The organism is Blautia sp. OF03-15BH, assembly GCF_003463065.1.
Classification (GTDB): Bacteria; Bacillota; Clostridia; order Lachnospirales; family Lachnospiraceae; genus Limivivens.
Genome location: NZ_QSCM01000009.1, coordinates 79,856 through 100,365 on the forward strand (window position 1 = coordinate 79,856; position 20,510 = coordinate 100,365).

Below are 20,510 nucleotides of genomic sequence, written 5' to 3' on the forward strand. Positions count from 1 at the left end.
ACTTGTCGCCAGTTTTTAAACTTGACATTCGCTCCACGGAAAACCTGCGGATACCCGCAGCAACCTCACGTTTCAACGCTATCAAGGTCACAACAGTTTGTATTATAACGGAAAGGATTTCAAAATGCAAGAGGTTTTTTCAAATTTTTTTAATTTTTTTCAATTTTTGTTTTTCCGAGTGTTTTTCTGCTGAAAAACTCCGATCTGGCACTTTTTTCACCAGACCGGAGTTTTAAAGAAACAGTTTCTTCCTTATATATAATGGTAAGATCTCTTTTACGGGTTCTGTCGCAGATAAGGTACTGCGATCTTTTCGATACCATCCGGATGTTTTTCATTCCAGGTATTGAAATCCATTCCGCTTTCTGCAACCGTTTTTCCAAGTTCTACCAGAAATTCCGGAATGTCCTCTTCCGTCATCATTCCTGCTTCATGCCCCATGCGTTCTTCTCCCTGACGTTCACATCCATTAAGATAAAGAAGATAAGCAGGCTCTGATTTTCCATCAATCTTTACAGAAGCTCCTCGAAATCCCATAGGACCTGTCTGATGTGTGCCGCAGGAGGAAGGACAGCCGGAAATATGGATCTGCGGCAATGCTCCATCCGGAATAGCGGCTTCTTTCACCTTCTTCACACAGGCAGCCAGCAGTCCCTGTGAATCACGAAGTCCCACCTGACAGATGGATGCTCCAATACAGCTGACAGATGTTTCAAATCTTGTTACGGCCGTATCTTTCCGAATGATCCTGTCAATTACCTCCGCCTCTTTGCCGGTCAGATTGATGACATAAGCGGTTTCATAGGGAGCCAGACGAAGTTCTGCCCCTTCTATCTCTTTCATGGCAGCTGCCATCTCGCAGAAAGTTTCCACTGACGGCAGGCCACCGATCGGATGCCAGGCCAGGGCATACAGTCCTCCCTGTTTCTGTTCCACAACATTGCTTCCTGAGAAAACCGTGCCATCTCCTGTCTTTTCCGTAACGTTCTCTTCCAAAAGACCACCGCACTCCTCTGCAGATGCTTCTCCAGTCTTTTTCAGTTTCAGATTTTCTCCAGACGCATACACTTCTTTCAGTTTTTCAAGAAAAGCTTCTTTGTATTTGTCCGCCCCGCCCAAGGCTTCCTGCATATAACGGGTTCTTGCCTTGCCGCGATTCTCATAATTCCCATATGTGCGGAAGGTCAGCCACATGGCTTTGATATAATAGAGGATCTCTTCCGGCTGAACTGCTTCTGCCACTTTTACCCCAAAACGTGGATTATTTCCCAGTCCTCCGGCACTGTAAATGTCAAATGTCCCATCTTTTCTGGCTGCAAAGCCAAGATCCCGGTAGGTTGCATGCGTAAGATTTTCCGGAGAGCCGGAGAAACCGACTTTGAGTTTTCTCGGCATTTTCTCTGCTTTGATAAAGTGCATGAGGTAGTCGCCTGCTGCTTTTGCATAGGGTTCCACGTTAAAATACTCTCCCTTTTCCACTCCGGCCAACGGGGAACACATGATATTTCTCGGAAAGTCTCCGCCTCCGCCCATAGTCACAATTCCTGCATCCAGTGCTTTTTCCATGATTTCACAGACTGCTGTTTCATCCAGATCATGAAGCTGAATGGACTGACAGGTAGTAAAATGCATTTTTTTTACCTGATATTCCCGGATCATATTTGCGATAAAAAGCATTTTTTCTTTTGAAACGCTGCCCGCTGTCATGCGGAGACGGAGCATACTTGCCTTTCCGTCCTTCTGAGCATAGCTTCCGTAAAGACCGGAAAAGCCTTTGTAATCATTTTTCTTTAACTCGCCTCTGTAAAAGGCTGCTGTTTTTTCTCGGAAAGCAGGAAGGTCCTGCTTCCAGGAAGCGGATTCTATCGGTTTCATCTCTACATTCCTCCTGTTGATTTCTCTCAAAAGTATACCACCAAAAAGTCAGAAGAACAACGGGAGTTCTACATTTGTCTTTCTTTTCTGAAAGCCATCATGCCACAGGACAGGCACAACACAAGCAGAGCCAGCATAAACGGCAGCCGCAGCCTGTTCCATGTCCTGTGAGGATCCTTCTTATCATAATAGACGGTGACCTTTTGTCCTTCTCTGTAAAAAATGCGTGACAAAATCTGCTGTTTTTCCACATAGGAAACACCATCAGCCATATAGCTGACCATGATATATTCTTCCTGGTTCTCTGTCTGCAGATCTCCCTGCCATCCGACAGTTACCACCTGCCCTTCCGTTTTCTGGAAGTTTTTTCTCTGAAAAATATCATATCCAATGAGCAGAAGCAGTATGGCTGCAGCCATCAGACAAAACGCTCCAATCCTTTTTTTACCTATAATAATGTCCTCCTTTTAACCGTGGTTCCTGGGTAGTTACCTTCCTTCTTTTATTCTTTCCATCTGCTCTCCCGTAAGCTTTCCGGCATTGAAAAGCAATTCTGCCATCTGGCTTCCGGTCTCCGGCTCGGTCTGAACCAGCTGTGCCAGAACAGTCAGATCTTTCTCATCCAGTTCCCTTATACTTTTGACAGGTATGGAGACGATCTCTGTCCTGTCTGAAGCATCTGCGGCATAAAGTCCTGTCACAGCTGCAAAGGAAACCTGCTTTTTCTCATAAAGCCGGCGCAGAAGCTCCAGCATCCGTTTTCTGGACTGTTCCGGAAATTCTGCAAACGACGCTGCCGCTTTTTCGGCATCTTCCCAGTTCCGGCTTTCTGCCAGCGTACGCAATACCGTCCTTTCCTCTTCCGGAAGAACACCCAGCATTTCTTCCAACTCAGACAACTCGCTGTCTGTTCGCTGTTCTGTTTCCGCTGTTTCAGGCTCTGTTTCAGAAATATCCGTTTTCTGCCGTGTTTCTTCCTTCGGGTTTTCCTGAATATCCTGCCAGATTTCTTCTCTTTGTGCAAGCGTCCGGTCATAGCCCCTTGACAGGCTGGAAGGACTATAAAGATTTGTCATCTCATTCACTCCTGTCACGACTCCTGCCGATGGATCATAGTCAAATACATGCCAGAGTGTTCCGATTTTTCCAGTCGGAACCGAATATTTTGCAATGATCTGGTTTCCGGTATAAATTTTTACCATTGCTCTCGAAGTGGAAAGCGAGCTGCTATAGCTGTAGCCTTTATCCGTGTAATTGTGTACATAATAACTGTAGCTTCCATTCGGATTGATGGAATAGACCGTTGTCGTTTCCGGTCCGTAACCATTTGTATCATCCAGGTCAAGATTTGCTGTCTTTTCGCCATTTTCCGTATACGTTTCATTCCGGTAATAGATATGGAAATCATCGCCATCACTGCCTGTTCCGAGGAGATGGGAATCCAGGTCTGCCGGAGAACGGCCCCAGATCAGGACAATGCGAAGGTCATTCCCCACCTTTACATTTTCCGGTGACAGATAAGCCGGAATTTCACTGCTCTTATCGCCTACCACCGTCACATTTACATTATTTGCAATGAAATCTGCTTTTGCAAAATGGATTGTATAGTTTCCGGCTTCCAGCTTCAGAGAGTAGCTTTCATCCACAGTACCGCTCTCGAGCGGAGCTCCCAGGCTATTATTCCAGTTCTTTCTGACTTCATAGGTCACACCATCCAGCTTCTCACCAGTCAGTGCATTGACAATATTTCCATATACCGTTCCCTCTGTTGTTTTCTTCCGGTCAACCATCATAGAAGCTTCTGCATAGGTCACTTCGTTCTTCTTTACGGACACGGTATTTTCGTAGGTCTTATATCCGGTCGCCGATATTTTCAGCGTATAATCACCCGGAGCCAGAGCCGTCAGCGTATAATTTCCTTCCTCATCCGTATAGACATTTTTCAATTCATCCCCGTTCAGATAGAGAAGGACTCTGGATTTTTTCAGTGCCTTGTGTGAATCGGCATCCTGCACACTTCCGGATATCGAACCTTTTCCAAGGGTACACTCTTCTACTTTTTGTCCGTTTTCCAGATGGATGCTCAGCTTCAACGGGCTGTTCTTTTCCGTGAGCAGATCCCAGGAACAGGTATAGTGATGCTTCTTGGAGAGAAGCTTGCCAAATGCAGTCTCCGGATCCAATTCCATACTTAAGTAAGCATTGATCACACCATTTGCACAATACAGCGGTTCAGAAAGAAGCACGCCGCCATTCATGTCATGCTCTGTAAATTCTGCTTTTCCCTGGATACCGCCCTGTGCGTCCACACCAACAAGATCAATGAGTTCAAAGGCATCCAGCACCAGGCTTGCTCCCAGCCCGGCTTTTGCCGTTCCACAAAGAGAAAAACTGTCCAGGCTGTCCTCAAAGCCGCTCAGATTTCTAAAATTTCCATTGGCATACTGAAAGCCTTCTGTTGCCTGGATCTCATAAGTAAAGCTTGCAGAACCGTTCACACCTGCCGTATAGAAAAAGACGATTTCCAGTGACAGACCTGTCGTTCCAAGCTTCAGGGGCGGCGTACGTCCCAGTTCGATCCTGGAGAATTCATACTCGTGGCCCGAACCGCCCTTCATCGTATATTTGGTTTCTGCAAATTTGTAATCAATACTTCCTTTGAATTTTACTTTCTGTGTCGTGGAAAGCGTCAGCTCTTCGATAGAAAAACCTTTTCCTGTTTTTAATTTACAGGTGACATCCGGAATTGTTACCGTAAGTGTTCCTTTAGCCGCTGCTTTCTCTGACAGCTTCTTGTTATCCAGGGTAAAGGTCCAGGAGCCCGGTACTTTCATACTTCCGCCGATCGTTCCCGTGCTCAGTCCCTCTGAAGGATTGTATACACAGCTGACGCCCTCTGCCGGAATAAACTGATCCGGTTTTACATCCAGCTGCCCGTCAAAGGATACTTCCGATAAAACCTCCTGAACTTCCGGCACTTTGCCGTTGATCTTATAATTAGCGCCCTGTTTTTTTACGCTGACTGCTTTCAGTGCAACTCCGTTTGGATGGTTCTTGTTGGCCGGAAGTACAAACACTCTGCCCTTTTTGATGTTCTTTGCAGCACTCGTGGCTGGAAGAACGACTGTATAAGAACCATCGCCATTCTTTGTAATTGTATATCCGGTTGTCTTCTTCAGCGGAGCCTGAATCACATTTTTTTCATAGCTTACAGACTGGGTTGTTTTTGCCGGGGCTGTATTCTTGTTCTGATAACGGTTTAAAAGAGAAACTGCATCAAACAATACATCCTTGTCTCCGTAAGTAAACGGAGTGGACGGCTGAAAACAGTTCGCTTTCAGAAGCAGAAGCTTCTGTCTCACTGCAATGTTGTCTTCTTCCGGATATCTGAGCTCAGAAGCATCCTCACTGTTCAGCCTGGTTCCGTCATTCTGGAAGCCCAGTGCTTTTACTGCCGTATAGGCGGCAAACTCCCTGGTTGCTGTTTCTTCCGGACGGAACAACGGAATATCCTGCTCCGAATCTTCAAATCCTTCCGAATCTGCCGGCGGTAGGATTCCGCTCATCTGGGCTGTTTCAATCTCCGCCTCGTAGACGGTTCCTTCGGTATCTCCAAAATAGTGAACTGCCAGGTTTTCTTTCGCAGCAACCTGCTTCTGTAAGCCCTGCATCAACAGATGGATCCATTCTCCCCTGCTGATTTCCATTCCGTCCTGTGCTGTTCTTTCGGATACTGTCAGCGCGATCCGGATGCTTTTCCCTCCGGAAACGGCCTTCAACGTTGTTTTTCCGGTCTTTTTGCAGGTTACTTTTCCTTTGGCAGTTATTTCTGCCACACTTTTATCCGATGATGACCAGGCAATCGGGGAATAACCGGATTCCGGAATGGAAACATAGGCAGAAACCTGGAAAACATCACCTACTTTTTTTGAATAAGAGGCCAGTCCGTCATTTACCAGTTTTACCGTTTTTTGATAGACTGTCACTTTACACCTTGCAACCGCTTTTTTATTTTTGGCGCTGACTGCTTTGATGACAGCTGTACCCTTGCCTTTTGCTGTCACCTTTCCTTTACTGTTTACCACTGCCACCTTTTTGTTGCTGCTGGTCCATTTCACTCTGCTGCTGGCTCCAAGCGGCCTTATCCGTTTTATCTTTAAGGTCTGGGATTTTCCTTTCATCAGCGTGAGCTTCGTTTTATTCAGAGTAATGGAACGTGCTGCCGTCCCCTTTTTGAAGACGGTTACCCTACACACGGCTTTCGCTTTCCTGTTGCTTCTGCTTGTTGCTGTAATTTTTGCAGTGCCCGGTTTTTTCGCTATCACCCGCCCTTTTTTATCCACGGATGCGACTTTCGGATCAGAAGACCTCCAAAGCACACTTTTTGACGCTGTCGCCGGCGTTACTGCTTTGACTTTTAAGGTGATCCTTTTCCCCGGCAGCAGAGATTCCTTTGCTGCACTGAGTTTCAGCTTCTGTGGCTTTGCTGCAGCCGCCTGGCTTTTCAACGATAACGGCATGAGAAACACCAGAAGAGCCAGAAGCAGTATTCCCGTTTTTTTCCAGATTTTTTTCATTCTCTCTTTCCTCCTCACTGTAAATCTGTCCGGATGAGCTGAAAATCCGCCTGTCTCCAGACTATTAAAAAGTGCTGCTGAATCATCACAAAAAATGCACGTTCTTATTTTGCAGATTATTTTGGACAGAAAATCCGGCGGGTTGGGAAGGAGGGGCCGGATCCACATCTTTTACTAATCCGTCTGAATAAAAACGTGCTTTTGACACCATAATTATTTTACACTATTTTTTCTTCTTCGGTAGATTTAGACATTCTTTTAGACATTTTTTTACTTTGTCTTGCATCTCTTGACATTCTTTTTTCTTTAGAATAAAATGGTTTATATTTACACTTTATATTTTTAAGTAAAGGAGGATTCTTCCTTGTCCGATTTTTCTGATTTACTTGATCACGCCATCGCCCGCTCCAACCTCTCCATGCTGGAGCTCCAGGAAGCCAGCGGCATTCCCGTCAGTTATCTCTACAAACTCCGCAAAGGAGTCCGTTTCACAAAAAAATATACACTGAACGTCCTCTCTCTGATCTATGCTCTCCAGTGCCCTAAAGCAGAAGAAATCCGGCTGTTGCAGGAATTTCACATTGAAAACATTGGAAAAGAGGCATTCCGCTGCCTTCATTCCATTCAGGAGATTATTTCCTCCATCGGCCCCAGAGACCTTCGTGCGTTTCCACCAGTCACTTATGAGGCTTACCCTTTTTCCGGTTCCGCTTTTCTTTCCAGTGAACTGGAGATCAATGCCTGTCTCAGAAAACTTCTGCTTCAGCAGGCTACGCAGAAAGAAAAAGGCTCGGTGCTGATGCTCGGCGGCGAACAACACTCTTTTTTAAAAGAAAGTATCCCCCCTATTCTTCACAATTCCAGGGTGCAGGTAGAGCATCTTTTCCGCCTGGACAGTCACACTTATCCGGAAAGCGAATCTCATAATCTGGATACCTTAAAACCCATTTTGCGCTATTTCTTCTGTGGCTTTGCTTACTCACCAAAATATGTGTATACCTACAACGACTCTTTTGACCGCCGTACTACAATCTTTGACACACTGCTTATTTTTGGTCATAAGATCGTTCTTGCCCTTACCGGTGAAGAACAGGGTCTTGTTTTTACCAATTCGGAAGAAATCGCTTTTTTTGAAAAAAGATTTCAGACACTGTATGCTTCCGGTCAGGTCCTTATGAGTTCCGTCAGCGGTCTTGACAATCTTCAGAATGCCTTTATGAAAGCAGAACGTTCTCTGAAAAGCTATACCTATTATTCTCTGGAAAATTCATTCTGCTCTCTTTCTTTTCTTTCCAGAGATATGCTTTATAATCATCTGTCGGTCCGAGATGAGAAAACAGAACAACTCCTGTCGGATTTTATCTACCGTTCCGAATATCTGATGGAGCGGAAACGGGTGTTTCATTATACCAAGGAATCGGTCCTTCAGTTTCTGAAAAACGGCTGGTTGGAATATCTCCCGCACAGCCTCTATACCCCATTGAATCCCCAGGAACGGCTGTTGGTTCTGAAGCGTCTGTTAAACCGATGTACCCATCCTTCAAAGAATATAGAATATCACCTGATAAAAAGCAATCTTCTTCCTATTCATCCCAATGCCATGATTGATGCAATGTCAAAAAGCATCAATTTTGTCGGGTATTATAATAATGACGATAATTTCGAGGCTTACCGCATCAATGAACCAAATCTTTCTAAATGGATCTATTTATTTCTGGAATCACTGCCTTCCAGCGAATGGATCTACAGCCAGGAAGAACAGATTGCTTTTCTGGAAGAAACAATACAGGATTTTTCGCAGGAACAGCTTCATAAGTGAAATCCTACTTATAAAAAACCTTCCTCTCACAAAAATATCAAAAGAGGAAGGTTTTATTTTTTAACCAGTTAAAGTGTATCATACCCATTAATCTGACAGGTTAATGGGTAGCCGCCGTTTCCGTAAACAGACGCTTCTCCGACAAAGGCCAGCTCCGTATCATAGCAAAGTCCATCCACAATCGTCCAACAGTGGCGGGTAAAGCCATCTCCTGCTCCGTCTCTGGTTCCATGGATACGCCCGCGCACTATCGTGGCATCACAGCCTACGGCTTTTGTCAGATGCGCAAACGCTGCCGCAAAATTGTAACAGTTTCCCATATGAGACGTCAGCATTTCATATGCATAATCCACATCCCAGTCATCATAGTAACTATAATCTCTCCAGGTCATGTAACTGAAATTGCTGTGGCTCACCATATAATTATAGCAGGAGCGGATCTTATCTGAACGGCTCATAGAGTCATTGGTGATCTGACCTACGATTTCCTGACATTTGAGTTCCAGGAGTTCCGATTTGTTCAGAGGCGCTTCTCCTTTGAAATTGATCTTCGTCCCATCAATGGTACGATTCTTGAGCATCACGCCTGTCTTCGAATTAAAATAATATTTTTTACCGTCAACGATCTGCCAGCCGGTAAGCATCTCTCCCCGATAGGAAAAGCAGTATTTCTTTTTCCCGATGGTCCGGATTCCCGGCAGCGCACGCCCACGCTCACTGAAATAAAACTGCTTTTTATTGATTTTTCTCCAGCCGGTAAGAAACTGTCCTTTGCTGTTGGCAAAATAAACCTTCGTACCTTTCCGGATAAAGCGGCTGGTCATGAGACGTCCTCGCTCATCGAAGCAGTAAAACTTCCCGTTAAGCTTAATGATGGCATCTTTGACCATCTTTCCTCTGGAATTGTACCAATATTTGTGTCCCTTATACGTCACCCATCGGCTGATCCGTGGTCGGATCTGTGCCATCCTGTCCGAATAGTCATCTACCGTTACTTTCTTTATGCATTCCGCATTCTCAGCAGCCATTGCCGGAGTCAACGCAAAAAACACAAATAAAATAACCGTACTTAAGACTGCACATCTTCTTATCTGCCTCATCTCATGCATTCTCCTTAGCTTCTTAAAGTGCTACACGGAGGATTGGATGCAGTTCGTAGACTCCATAGGGAGCTCCGTAATATTTATTGTAATCTTTTGCCTCTGCAAACAGCGGATCGTAAACCAGACCATTGATCTCAGCCCAGCTGTGTGCCAGCCCGTAGGTTCCGTCAGAATCGGTGCAGACATGAATATCGGTGTAACCAATGGCCTTTGCCAGATAGGCAAACGCTGCTGCATCGGATTCGCAGTTTCCACCACCGAGCAGGAAATGATCATTGGCATAAAGTGCCGGCCAGCCCGGTTCATTGACAAATTTCCGTCTCATCACATAGGGTTTCTTGATGACCCAGTCAAAGCAGGCTTTCAGCTTCTGTGACTGACTCATACCTGAATTTGTGATCTCTGCAGCGATCTTTTCCGCCCGCTCCAGCGTTTCGATATCCTGCACCTTCACATCGCTGAGTTTTTTGCCATTTCCGTCATAGTAGAGTGTTCCGTTTCCGGTGGAAACCTTCTTCATCTCCAACCGTCCTCTGTCCGAAAGATAATAGGTGGTCTTTCCTACCGTCTGGGTTCCGGTGAGAAGAATTCCTTTCTGGCTAAAAAGATACGTTCTCCCGTTGATGACCGTAAGCCCTTTCCGAATGGCTCCGTCCTTGCCAAAATAGGAAATCCCATAAGAAAACTTCTGCCAGCCTTTTCTCACGCTTCCATCTGCTTTCAGCGAATAAAACTTACCGTCTACTTTCACAAAACAGTTCTTTTTGATCGTACCGCAGCGGTCTGCCCGGTATTTCTTTCCTTTATAAATGACCCAGGCATTTTTTACCAGTTTTCCCTTTTTGTTGAAATAGCAGGTCTTATTTTTGATCTTAACAAAGCCCTTTGCAATCTTTCCATTCTTATAATAATAAACCACTCCGTTGGAGGCCTTATGCCACCCATCTTTTTTCGCTGCTGCTGCAGAAACCGGCAGACTCAGAAGGAGACAGATCAGCAAAGCCAGAAGGCTGATTTTTCTCTTTTTCATATTTTTCTCTCTTTCTTATTACTGATGTTCTGAACGATTGATCAATACTCTTCTCTTGCGGTGCTTCCGTCGGAATAGGTGATCTCATAATAGCCATGACCGCTTCCGTCACAGTCATCATAAGCCTGACGGCTCACTTCATATTTGCCCTGTGGTGCTGCACTGCTCTGTCCGGCAGAGGCCTGAGCTGCTGCCTGCTGAGCTGCCGCCTGCTGAGCTGCTGCCGCTGCCGCCACCTGAGCCTGCGCTGCTTCTTCCGCTTTCACAGCTGCATCTGCACTCTCTTTGTCTTTGCTCAGGAAAGAACGTGCAATATAACCGGTTACTTCTCCCTGCTCTACTTTATACCATTTCGGAGCTGCTCCGATCACGCGGATCTCCTGTCCTAAAGATGCCACTGCCAACGCCTCGGAATCGCCATTTGCCTCTGCACGGATATAAACGTCATTCACCACATACATGGTTTCCGGCTGATCAAATTCCACTTCCTCCGCAGTCTCAGCTGCCTCCTTCTCTTTACCTTCAGCATTTTTGTACTGGATATAAAGGAAACCATGATCCTTTACCAGTACCGGTTCTGTCATGGCTGTTACATCTGCATCCGGAAAAACATGGACCTCTCCATCCTCACCGGTAAGTGTAATACCTGCAACGTTCTCTTCCTTCTCAGCATCGGCTTCGGTTTCTGTCTCCTCTTCCGCTGTTTCCGTGGTGCCCGCAAGAGCCTCTTTCACCACATAACCGGATTCATTTTTCAAAGTCACAATGGTCTTGCCATCTTGTTTTACTTCTACATCCGGTGCGGCTTCTGTCTCTGTTTCTGTCTCTGTTTCTGTCTCTGTTTCGCTCTCGCTTTCCAGCTCAGTGCTGACCGTTTCTGTCTCTGTTTCTGCTGCAGACACAGCCGGTGCGGTCATTCCAAGTACAGATACCACTGCCAGTCCCAGCATTGCTTTTACTGTCTTTTTTTTCATTGCTTGATCTCCTCCGTTATTTCATGATCATATATTTTATCAAGGACTTCTCCACGGTCTGTGAGGATTTCCACGCGGTCTCCCGCTCCGGAAAGCTTATCTGTGGAAAGATAGAGTGTAAAAGCTCCATCGCTTCCTTCCTCACTTCTCGGAAATGCTTCATAAACCGTCTGTCCGTTGACACGTACATAAATTCTGGAATCCCAGTCCAGATATTCCGGGCGGATCCTTCCTGTGATCTGGAAGAAAAGCCCCTGTCTGCGCATGACTACATTTTCTGCTCCGTCAGCATCTGTCGCTTCTTCCTCTTTATCAAGAAGTGTCAGGCTTCCCTCCAGCACCGGTGGGTTTTTCGCCATTTCCGGCAGAAAACGTTCTGCCCGTTCCACAACAACCGTATCCGCATTCTGCGCATCCACATCACTGAGCTGATAAGGAACACCCCTGGAAAAATAAGCGTTGGCGTAGGCGTCCGCAAAGAAAGGAAGAAGGGTATTTCCGAAGGAATCCCGGTACATCACAAGGCTCCCCTCCTTCACCGGATTTACCGTGGTGATCTTCGGGTCGAAATTGCTCTCCACTTCACCCACGTAGGCAAACGTTGTCGCCTTGTCATAATAAACTTCATCCTCCGGCGTCAAGGCTCTCGGATAAAGCATTTTGTCCAGATCACCGATGTGGTCGGTTCGGATCTCGTAAGTTTCGTCTTTATAAGAATCATGGATTTTCACCAGATCCGTCATGATGGCGTCTGCCGCCAGCGCCGCTCCTTTGTTATTCCAGTGGGAATCTCTCTCGTGGTAAAGGACTTCATCCTGCGCGTCAAAAAGACTCTTGAGATCTGTATAATTGACCCCTTCCTGTTCCAGAATGGGTGTCAGCCGGGCCAGATGATTGACCTCGGTAACCTTCAGCGAATCATAATAGGGCATATGCTCTCCATAAAGAGAGTTCTTGTTTGGTGCGACCGTAAAAAGAAATTTTTTTCCTCTTGCTGTCAGATTCTTCTGCATCAGAGACAGCGTATGGGCAATGTTGAAAAGCCCTCTGTCTGAAAGCTGGTTGATCCCCAGATAATCATCCAGAGAATCCTTATAATAGAGCCAGCCTCCGCTTCCCTGGATCACGCCGGAAGCCGTGGAAACCTGAAAGATTTTTCCGTTCACCAGGGCATTTGCTGTCACAAGTTCATTCCGGAAAGCAAAATGATCCTGAAAGTAGTCTCCCGCCTCGGAGAGCCAGTTGATATTCAGCCCTCCCTCCGTCTTCAAAGACGGAAAAGCGCTGAGTGTCCGGTTTTCTGTGGATGCCTCTTCTTTGGTGAGCCCCATCCCGACAAAAGGGGTCAGGCAGATGCCGAAAAACAGGACACTGTATGCCAATTTCCATTTTTTCATCGGTTCTGCCTCCTAAAACCGGAAATAAATAAAGGGATTGTAGGTACCGCTGGCCAGACTCAGCATACAGAGAAGCAAAAGCGCCAGACTTCCTGCTGCTGTCACTGCTTCGTAGGCTCTGCCTTTTTTCACCAGCATTTTAACCGGGCAGCAGGCAACGATCCCCACTGCAGCGGTCACCAGATAAAGAGGCGTCAGCTGTTCCAGTGCAAGGGACATGGCTGCCGTATTGCTTCCGAAGCCCGTAAACATGGTCTTTATCCAGGCAGCGCCCTGATGCATGCTGTCGGCCCGGAAGAAAACAAAACCGATCAGGACTACCAGCAGGGTATAGACGTGCTGGAAAAAGCTTTTCACTTTTCCCCCCTGTTCCCGGATAGCCGGGACAATTTCCTCCAGCATGAGGAAACAGCCATGATACAGCCCCCAGAAAAGGAAGGTCACGTTGGCACCATGCCAGATACCGGTACAGAGAAACACAATGAATTTGTTGATGACCGTCCGGATCTTTCCTTTCCGGCTGCCTCCCAGCGGAATATAAAGATACTCCTGAAACCAGCCGGAAAGAGACATATGCCATCTCCGCCAGAATTCCCGGATGCTTCCGGAAATGTAAGGATAGTTAAAGTTTTCCTTGAAATGAAAACCAAACATTTCTCCCAGCCCAATGGCCATATCACTGTATCCGCTGAAATCAAAATAGATCTGCAGCATATAGGAAACTGCTCCGATCCAGGCTGCCGCCGCATTGAGACCGGAAACATCTGCCGCAAAAAGAGTGTCCGCCACCAGTCCGACTGTATTGGAGATCAATACCTTTTTGGAAAGTCCCACAACAAAACGGCGGATGCCATCTGTGACACCGTCCACTGTCTGTGTCCGATTCTCGATCTCCTGCGCGATGTCATGATACTTCACGATCGGTCCGGCAATGAGCTGCGGAAAGAAGGAAATATACAGAAGTACCTTTCCAAAATTTTTCTGTGCTCCGGTCACACCCCGATAAACATCAATGACGTAGGACATTGCCTGGAATGTAAAGAAGGAAATTCCGATAGGAAGACGGATGGATGGCATCGGAATTGCTGTTCCAAAAATAGTATTCACGGATTCTGCCAGGAAACCGGTGTATTTAAACAGCACCAGTACACCCAGGTTCAGGATCACATTGACTGCCATGACTGCTTTTTTCCTCGCCGGATTTTTCCCGATCAGAAGAGCCGAAAGGTAATTGACAAATGCGGAAGCGATCATCAAAATCACATAGACCGGCTCTCCATAAGCATAAAACGCCAGGCTCGCAAGAAGAAGCATTCCGTTTTTTGCCCGGATCCCGGGAAGCAGCAGATGAAGCAGGAATACCACAGGAAGAAAGATACATAAAAACACCATGGAACTGAAAACCATTGCTTCTGTTCTCCTTATCTGGCGATGAGGCCTAAAAAGATTTCGGTTCCATCCAGATTCTCATGGGCAGAAATCTGGAAGTTTTTATAAGTATAGATAACGTCATAACCATCGCCGTAGCAGCCTTCCAGTTTTTGAGTCTTCAGCGGTTTGAGGCCAATGTTTTTCAGAAGCCGCTTCAACGTAGCAGTACTCTTCTTGTACTTGCAGGCGGAACGGAGTTTCACGCTGAGTGTTCCGTTCATTTTTCCGTTTTTGGAAGAAAATACATAGAATTTATTATTCGCCACATAGGTACCTTTCAGCATATGACCCAGACGGTCGAAACCGTAGTAAGCACCGCTGATCTTTTTGACTGCGGGAACGGAGGTGCCATACACTTTGGTCCCGGCATAGGCGGCTCCATTGGCTCCGAAATAATACTTATAATATTTTCCATTTCTCTTCAGCGTGAGCCATTTGTTTTTTACCTTGACACCATTTTTGTAGTAGTAATATTTTCCTCTTTCAAGTTTCAGACCTTTTTTCTTTGCTGCGGTCTGAAGGGTATTCTCCGTGGAGACCACTGCCTTCGCGTTGTTGTCCAACGGAGCTGCTGCTCCTGCTGCCACCGGAGCCTGAAGAGCCATCGTGCAGGCGAGAATAGCTGTCATTGCTTTGTTCTTTCTCATATCTCAAACTTCCTTTCCTGATCAGATCTTTACATCCACATAGGTGGGATTTCCGACGCCATTGGCTCCTTTATAGAGCTTTCCGACCATGGCGCTGCGTTTCTGTTTGTAGAAGGATTTGCCTTTGGCGGCTGGGTTCGTGATGCCTTGGGGATTATTTTTTGCCACCCAGGCTGCGTTAGGATCGAAGGTATACCAGGTTTTACCGATCTGGACCTCACACCAGGCATGAAGCTGCCAGTTGCTCTCCCGGAAAAGGTTTGTGCTTCCCATAGCAATTCTCACGGGAAGGCCGGTGGTCCGTTTCACCAGATAGGCATAAGCGGCCGCAAAGCTGTAGCAGTTTCCTGCCTTTGTGCTCAGCATTTTTCCCGCATAAGTGACATCCCAGCCCTTCTGAGAAGCTGCAGGGAAGTCTTCCCGCCCATATTTGCAGGTATTTCTCATATAATTATAGAGTTTTAAAAGAGCCGTATTGGTTCCGGTCTTATAGGTGATTTTCTGGCTCTTGGCGATCCGGTCCACGGAAGTGATAACTTTCCGAAGATCCGCACTCACAGACTTGGTAAATCTGGAATTCATCACGCCGGTGGTACCAAAATAGTAGGTTTTGGCACCGATCGTATACCAGCCGGTCTTAGCCGCTCCGTCTGCTCCCAGATAATATTTCTTTTTCTTCACCGTCACCCAGCGGTTTTTCAGCATTCTTCCACTTTTGTAGTAATAATACTTTCCCTTTTTCTTCACCAGACCGTTGGATGTTTTGGCTGTGGAAAGGCTCTCTGCTGCTGTGGCTGTCTCCGGCTCTTCTGCTGCCTGGGCAAGGATACTACCTCCCTGGGGTACACTTAAAACACCAGCCATAAGCAGTACTGCCATTCTTTTCCTGTTGTTCATAGAATACACTCTCCTCTCACATTTCTCCAGCAGACGATGGTCTGCGCATTCTTTTTTATTATACCATTTTCCTCCTGTTCAGTTCAAGAAAATATAGCAATTCTGCAAACTGCTGCGTCAGAAATCTTTGCGGTATAAAAAGAACCGCTCCATGGATCTTCCTTCCATGAACCGGTTCTTCTCTTATTCTTTATTCTTTATTCTTTTCCGTCCCAGCAATAGGTACAGAGTTTACATTTCGGAAGACCGATGGATTCCACAAGATCATCCAGACGATGAAACCGGAGAGAGGTAAAGTTCAATCTCTTACGGATCTCTTCCACCATTTCCGCATAATTCTGACTGTCCGGATCTGCGTAATCCTGCAGAGTCTCAGCACTGGGGTTATCCCCTTCTCTTTCCTGAATGATCCGTCTCGTGATCAGATCCAGTTCAGAAGAAGACCGGGAGAAATTCAGGAATTTACAGCCATAGACCAGCGGCGGGCAGGCCGGACGGATATGTACCTCTTTGGCTCCGCTGTGATAAAGAAACTCTGTGGTTTCCCGAAGCTGTGTTCCGCGGACAATGGAGTCATCGATAAGAAGAAGTTTTTTATCCCGGATCAGACCATCCACAGGGATCAGCTTCATCTTGGCGATCAGATTTCTCTGGCTCTGTGTCGTCGGCATAAAGGATCTCGGCCAGGTCGGTGTATATTTGATGAAAGGACGGGAAAACGGAATTCCTGACTCATTGGCATAACCAACGGCATGGGCAATACCGGAATCCGGAACACCTGCCACACTGTCCGGATGCACGTTATCCTTATCCCGCTTCGCCAGCATACGGCCGCAGGCATAACGCATTTCCTCAACGTTTACTCCCTCATAGGTGGATGTGGGATAACCATAATAAACCCACAGGAAGGAACAGATCTTCATCTCTTCTCCCGGCTCGCTGACGGTCTCCACGCCCTCCGGTGTCATATAGACGATCTCTGCCGGTCCCAGATCTTTCAGATGATCGTAACCTAAATTCAGATAGGCAAAGCTTTCAAAGGAAGCACAGTAGGCTCCGTCTTTTTTACCCAGGATCACCGGTGTCCGTCCCAGGCGGTCTCTGGAACAATAAATTCCTTTATCCGTCATGACCAGTACGGTCATGGAACCTTCCACCTTCTCCTGCACAAATTTCAATCCATCTACAAGAGAATTTTTCTGATTGATCAGTGCTGCCACGATCTCTGTCTGATTGATATTTCCGTTGCTCATCTCCAGGAAATGACTGAAGCCTTTCTCAAAGCACTCCTGTATCAGTGCATCGGCATTGTTGATCTTTCCCACACAAGTAATGGCAAAGCTTCCCAGATGGGAATGTACCAGTAAAGGCTGCGGATCAAAATCTGAAATACAGCCGATTCCCAGATTTCCATCCAGTTCTTCCACATCCTGTTCAAACTTTGTACGGAAAGGGGAATTCTGAATATTATGGATCGCCCGGTTGAATCCCTCTGCCCCGTGAACTGCCATACCGGCTCTTCTTGTTCCCAGGTGTGAATGATAGTCCGTTCCGAAAAACAGGTCAAGTACACAATTTTCTTTTGAAGCTACTGCAAAAAATCCACCCATGATCAAATCTCCTTTATCTGTCTTGGTGTGAAACGCTCTAAAACTATTTAAGGATAGCAATAAAACATAGAAAAATCAATCCATTTTTTCAAAAAGTCTTTGCATTCCAGTAGGAATTCCTTTACAATAGGGTTCGATGCAAAAAAATGAACCATTTAACAGAAAGGAGGAGCTTCATGTTTGATGTTTTACTTGACGCGATCCTTGATTCTCTGAAAACGCTTCCATTTCTTTTCGGTGCATTCCTTCTCATGGAGGCAGCGGAAAAGCATTATGGAAAACATATGGACGCGATCCTGAAAAAGTCCAAATGGGGAGGGCCTCTGGCCGGGTCCCTTCTTGGCTGTATCCCCCAATGTGGATTTTCTGTCATCGCTTCCAACCTCTATGCCGGTGGACTGATCACACTTGGTACCCTTCTCGCTGTCTATCTTTCCACTTCAGATGAGGCAATCATTCTTCTGCTGGCGGATTCCAGCCGCGGAAGCGATATTCTGAAGCTTATGCTGACCAAAGTCATCATCGGCATTCTTGCCGGATATGTGACAGATCTGATCTTTTTCAAGCAGCGACAGGGAAGAAATATGGAGCAGATCTGCTCCGACTGCCATTGTGAGGAAGAAAACGGTATTTTAAAACCCGCTCTTCACCATACCATCCATCTCTTTTCCTGGCTTCTGGTTCTGACTCTGATCCTGAATGTTGTCATGGAACTGACAGGTGCAGAACAGCTTTCTGCCTGGCTTCTCGGCAATACCGTTTTCCAGCCGGTCCTGGCTGCCCTCATTGGTCTGATCCCCAACTGTGCGGCCTCCGTGATCCTGACCCAGCTTTATCTGAGCGGAGCGATCAGCTTTGCCTCCGTTGTTGCCGGACTCTGCACCGGAGCCGGCGCCGGCCTTCTGGTGCTGTTCAAAATGAACAAAGACAAAAGAGAAAACTTAAAAATACTCAGCCTTCTCTATGTGATCGGCGTCCTTGCCGGAATAATTCTGGAGCTTTTTGCTTAAACCACCTTACTGCTGAGTACAGCCGGAATACAAAAAAACCATCTGACCGGATATGCCCGTATCAATTTCAGGGTATATCTCCTGTCAGATGTTTTTTTTTATTTCTCCCAGCGTCCGGATGCACCGCAGGGCAGCACCAGGCCGGTCTTTGTTACCGGCAGGCCGATTTCCTGAGAATCCACATGACCACCGAACCTTTTCAGCTCCGTAGACAGCATATAGGTAAGCACTGCAGGTGCAAGACCTGTAGTATAGGAATTCACAAGGAAAAATAACGGATCATCGCTGAGGATCTTCGTGCAAAGCCGGATAAAATCATAAATGGAGTCCTCGATTTTCCAGATTTCTCCTTTGGGACCTCTTCCATAGGAGGGCGGATCCATGATGATGCCGTCATAGTGGTTGCCACGGCGGATCTCCCGCTCCACAAATTTCATACAGTCATCCACCAGCCAACGGATCGGTGCCTCCTCAAGACCGGAAGATTTTGCATTTTCTTTTGCCCAGTTTACCATGCCCTTGGAGGCATCTACATGCGTCACAGCTGCTCCTGCGGCCGCTGCTGCCAGCGTTGCTCCACCGGTATAGGCAAAAAGGTTCAATACTTTTACCGGGCGTCCTGCATTTCTGATCTTATCAGAAAACCAGTCCCAGTTCACTGCCTGTTCCGGAAAAAGCCCCGTATGCTTAAAGCTGAAAGGTTTCAGATTGAAGCGAAGCTCTTTATAAGCGATCTCCCACTGTTTGGGCAGATCAAAAAACTCCCATTCTCCACCGCCCTTGCTGCTTCTGTGATAATGGCCGTTCATTTTTCTCCAGCCCGGAAGCTCCTTCGGAGTATTCCAGATGACCTGAGGATCCGGACGCACCAGAAGATACTCTCCCCAGCGCTCCAGTTTTTCTCCTTCGGACGTATCCAGTACTTCATAATCTTTCCACTGATCTGCAATCCACATATCGTTATCCTTTCTTCTTAACTGATCTCCTGCTGCGTTCCGATGACATTTTTCCCCCGGAACCAGTACGTATAGAAATCTTCATAGCCTAATGTTGTATACAAATGTTTCGCATGAACATTTCCCTTCACTACCTGAAGGTAGGCATGTTCTGCGCCTTTCTTTTTCGCCTCGGAAAGAATGGAGCTGCAGATACAGCGTCCCAGTCCTTTTCTCCTGCAGCTGGCATCCACATAAATGGCATAAAGCCCCACATGTCCACGGTCCAGGATCCCCAGGCCCACAGCCACAGTCCTGCCTTCGATCTCCACGCTGGCCACAATCGTTTCCTTTGGGATCGCTTTAAACATAGAAGGAACGATCCGCCGGAGTGTGGGATTGGAAGTACCATTCAGGCGAAAGAGCGAATGGATCCATTCATCCGTGATCCGGTCACGAAGCTGTACGATCGTCTCGTTCGGGTAATAAATAGAAGAAGGCAAACCGGAATTTCTTCCATAGTATTCATATTCCGCAGAAAGAGGCGCATACGCGTTCAGTTTCTTCAGATCCATAGTCATCACTTCTGTGATATGCTGGATCTCATATCCTCTCTCCTCCAGCATCCGGTCAAAGGACGGGTCCATCAACGGATTGATCTTAAAAATGGCCGGCGTATGATAATTGGCATACATCGCCTCGCAGTATGCGATCTTTTCCTCCACGGGAACAGAAGAAATCCCTACCTGCTGCACACTGTTGGTCCGGTGTGTATAATTGTGAGAAAACCGTATGAGCCAGCCGTCATAAAGTTCGATCTTATGGGAGGGCCAGGCATTCAATGAGATCTCCTCAATGAGTTTCATATATGCTTCACGATTCAAACTGTATTCCTTCTTTCTTCCGGAAATATTCGGATACCTGCAATTTTTTTCGCTGCAATGCAGCTCCTGTAGAAGCCAAAACTCAAATCTCCCTCCAGACAGATGCGAATAATTTTTGAGTTTGGGAGCTTATAGCAAGTAAAGCGGACATTCGCAATCCGCTTCGCTACTTGCTTATGAACGCAGTATTTTGCAGAATTGCTATGGTGTATCTAAGTATAATGGAAAAACCGTCCGGAATCAATATAAAACTTGACCTTCTCTCCTTATTTTGGTACAGTGAATACAGCGTGTCGGTAAGAGTCCTTTGCTTCTCTTCCG

Annotated in this window: 15 protein-coding genes; 2 read left to right on the top strand and 13 right to left on the bottom strand. The window is 46.5% G+C overall.

Going from position 1 to position 20,510, the window contains the following annotated elements; genetic code table 11:
* Positions 1 to 276: 276 nt before the first annotated feature.
* The 3 genes from DXA57_RS11075 to DXA57_RS11085 form a co-directional block, all read right to left on the bottom strand.
* Complete coding sequence (locus DXA57_RS11075) at positions 277 to 1,875, bottom strand: nitrite/sulfite reductase (RefSeq protein ID WP_117767437.1); 1,599 nt, start codon at positions 1,873 to 1,875, stop codon at positions 277 to 279.
* A 68-nt stretch (positions 1,876 to 1,943) separates the two neighbouring features.
* The gene (locus DXA57_RS11080) at positions 1,944 to 2,294 is read right to left on the bottom strand and encodes a DUF3592 domain-containing protein (RefSeq protein ID WP_117767438.1); all 351 of its coding nucleotides are present in this window, start codon (positions 2,292 to 2,294) and stop codon (positions 1,944 to 1,946) included.
* Positions 2,295 to 2,363: 69 nt separating this feature from the next.
* Positions 2,364 to 6,452 (bottom strand): Ig-like domain-containing protein, encoded by a 4,089-nt coding sequence (locus DXA57_RS11085; RefSeq protein ID WP_158571304.1) that lies wholly within the window; start codon positions 6,450 to 6,452, stop codon positions 2,364 to 2,366.
* Between the two features lie 364 nt (positions 6,453 to 6,816).
* Here DXA57_RS11085 and DXA57_RS11090 point away from each other — a divergent pair, with 364 nt between their 5' ends.
* A complete protein-coding gene (locus tag DXA57_RS11090) occupies positions 6,817 to 8,271 on the top strand; it encodes a hypothetical protein (RefSeq protein ID WP_117767440.1) in 1,455 nt (484 codons plus the stop codon).
* A 68-nt stretch (positions 8,272 to 8,339) separates the two neighbouring features.
* On the opposite strand, the gene DXA57_RS11095 is transcribed toward DXA57_RS11090, so the two are convergent.
* From DXA57_RS11095 to DXA57_RS11140, 8 genes are all read right to left on the bottom strand, one after another.
* Positions 8,340 to 9,371: a transglutaminase domain-containing protein gene (locus DXA57_RS11095; RefSeq protein WP_158571305.1), complete on the bottom strand. Its 1,032-nt coding sequence runs from the start codon at positions 9,369 to 9,371 to the stop codon at positions 8,340 to 8,342.
* A gap of 22 nt (positions 9,372 to 9,393) precedes the next feature.
* Positions 9,394 to 10,404, bottom strand: coding sequence for an N-acetylmuramoyl-L-alanine amidase family protein (locus tag DXA57_RS11100; RefSeq protein ID WP_117767442.1), 1,011 nt, complete (start codon positions 10,402 to 10,404; stop codon positions 9,394 to 9,396).
* A gap of 41 nt (positions 10,405 to 10,445) precedes the next feature.
* On the bottom strand, positions 10,446 to 11,378 hold the full coding sequence (locus tag DXA57_RS17220) for an SH3 domain-containing protein (RefSeq protein ID WP_158571306.1): 933 nt from the start codon (positions 11,376 to 11,378) through the stop codon (positions 10,446 to 10,448).
* Positions 11,375 to 12,775 carry an alginate O-acetyltransferase AlgX-related protein gene (locus DXA57_RS11120; protein WP_117767443.1) on the bottom strand — a complete coding sequence of 467 codons (1,401 nt, stop codon included), beginning with the start codon at positions 12,773 to 12,775 and terminating at the stop codon, positions 11,375 to 11,377. Before DXA57_RS11120 ends, DXA57_RS17220 begins: the two co-directional genes overlap by 4 nt.
* A 12-nt stretch (positions 12,776 to 12,787) precedes the next feature.
* Positions 12,788 to 14,182 carry an MBOAT family O-acyltransferase gene (locus tag DXA57_RS11125; RefSeq protein WP_117767444.1) on the bottom strand — a complete coding sequence of 465 codons (1,395 nt, stop codon included), beginning with the start codon at positions 14,180 to 14,182 and terminating at the stop codon, positions 12,788 to 12,790.
* A 14-nt stretch (positions 14,183 to 14,196) separates the two neighbouring features.
* A complete protein-coding gene (locus DXA57_RS11130; RefSeq protein WP_117767445.1) occupies positions 14,197 to 14,853 on the bottom strand; it encodes a hypothetical protein in 657 nt (218 codons plus the stop codon).
* A 21-nt stretch (positions 14,854 to 14,874) separates the two neighbouring features.
* Entirely contained in the window at positions 14,875 to 15,750 is an 876-nt protein-coding gene (locus tag DXA57_RS11135; protein WP_117767446.1) for a transglutaminase-like domain-containing protein, read from the bottom strand.
* Between the two features lie 197 nt (positions 15,751 to 15,947).
* The gene (locus tag DXA57_RS11140; RefSeq protein WP_117767447.1) at positions 15,948 to 17,360 is read right to left on the bottom strand and encodes an amidophosphoribosyltransferase; all 1,413 of its coding nucleotides are present in this window, start codon (positions 17,358 to 17,360) and stop codon (positions 15,948 to 15,950) included.
* A gap of 176 nt (positions 17,361 to 17,536) precedes the next feature.
* Here DXA57_RS11140 and DXA57_RS11145 point away from each other — a divergent pair, with 176 nt between their 5' ends.
* Positions 17,537 to 18,370, top strand: a complete 834-nt coding sequence (locus DXA57_RS11145; protein WP_117767448.1) for a putative manganese transporter — start codon at positions 17,537 to 17,539, stop codon at positions 18,368 to 18,370.
* Positions 18,371 to 18,468: 98 nt separating this feature from the next.
* Here DXA57_RS11145 and DXA57_RS11150 read toward each other — a convergent pair whose 3' ends face one another.
* Both DXA57_RS11150 and DXA57_RS11155 read right to left on the bottom strand, forming a co-directional pair.
* Positions 18,469 to 19,326 carry a class I SAM-dependent methyltransferase gene (locus tag DXA57_RS11150; protein ID WP_117767449.1) on the bottom strand — a complete coding sequence of 286 codons (858 nt, stop codon included), beginning with the start codon at positions 19,324 to 19,326 and terminating at the stop codon, positions 18,469 to 18,471.
* Between the two features lie 17 nt (positions 19,327 to 19,343).
* Entirely contained in the window at positions 19,344 to 20,189 is an 846-nt protein-coding gene (locus tag DXA57_RS11155; protein WP_330423252.1) for a GNAT family N-acetyltransferase, read from the bottom strand.
* Between the last annotated feature and the right edge of the window lie 321 nt (positions 20,190 to 20,510).

What these genes read in the sequence shown, in the direction of transcription:
- DXA57_RS11075 (WP_117767437.1), bottom strand. Translation starts at nt 1,875, where the DNA reads ATGAAACCGATAGAATCCGCTTCCTGGAAGCAGGACCTTCCTGCTTTC.
- DXA57_RS11080 (WP_117767438.1), bottom strand. Translation starts at nt 2,294, where the DNA reads ATGGCTGCAGCCATACTGCTTCTGCTCATTGGATATGATATTTTTCAG.
- DXA57_RS11085 (WP_158571304.1), bottom strand. Translation starts at nt 6,452, where the DNA reads ATGAAAAAAATCTGGAAAAAAACGGGAATACTGCTTCTGGCTCTTCTG.
- DXA57_RS11095 (WP_158571305.1), bottom strand. Translation starts at nt 9,371, where the DNA reads ATGAGGCAGATAAGAAGATGTGCAGTCTTAAGTACGGTTATTTTATTT.
- DXA57_RS11100 (WP_117767442.1), bottom strand. Translation starts at nt 10,404, where the DNA reads ATGAAAAAGAGAAAAATCAGCCTTCTGGCTTTGCTGATCTGTCTCCTT.
- DXA57_RS17220 (WP_158571306.1), bottom strand. Translation starts at nt 11,378, where the DNA reads ATGAAAAAAAAGACAGTAAAAGCAATGCTGGGACTGGCAGTGGTATCT.
- DXA57_RS11120 (WP_117767443.1), bottom strand. Translation starts at nt 12,775, where the DNA reads ATGAAAAAATGGAAATTGGCATACAGTGTCCTGTTTTTCGGCATCTGC.
- DXA57_RS11125 (WP_117767444.1), bottom strand. Translation starts at nt 14,182, where the DNA reads ATGGTTTTCAGTTCCATGGTGTTTTTATGTATCTTTCTTCCTGTGGTA.
- DXA57_RS11130 (WP_117767445.1), bottom strand. Translation starts at nt 14,853, where the DNA reads ATGAGAAAGAACAAAGCAATGACAGCTATTCTCGCCTGCACGATGGCT.
- DXA57_RS11135 (WP_117767446.1), bottom strand. Translation starts at nt 15,750, where the DNA reads ATGAACAACAGGAAAAGAATGGCAGTACTGCTTATGGCTGGTGTTTTA.
- DXA57_RS11140 (WP_117767447.1), bottom strand. Translation starts at nt 17,360, where the DNA reads ATGGGTGGATTTTTTGCAGTAGCTTCAAAAGAAAATTGTGTACTTGAC.
- DXA57_RS11145 (WP_117767448.1), top strand. Translation starts at nt 17,537, where the DNA reads ATGTTTGATGTTTTACTTGACGCGATCCTTGATTCTCTGAAAACGCTT.
- DXA57_RS11150 (WP_117767449.1), bottom strand. Translation starts at nt 19,326, where the DNA reads ATGTGGATTGCAGATCAGTGGAAAGATTATGAAGTACTGGATACGTCC.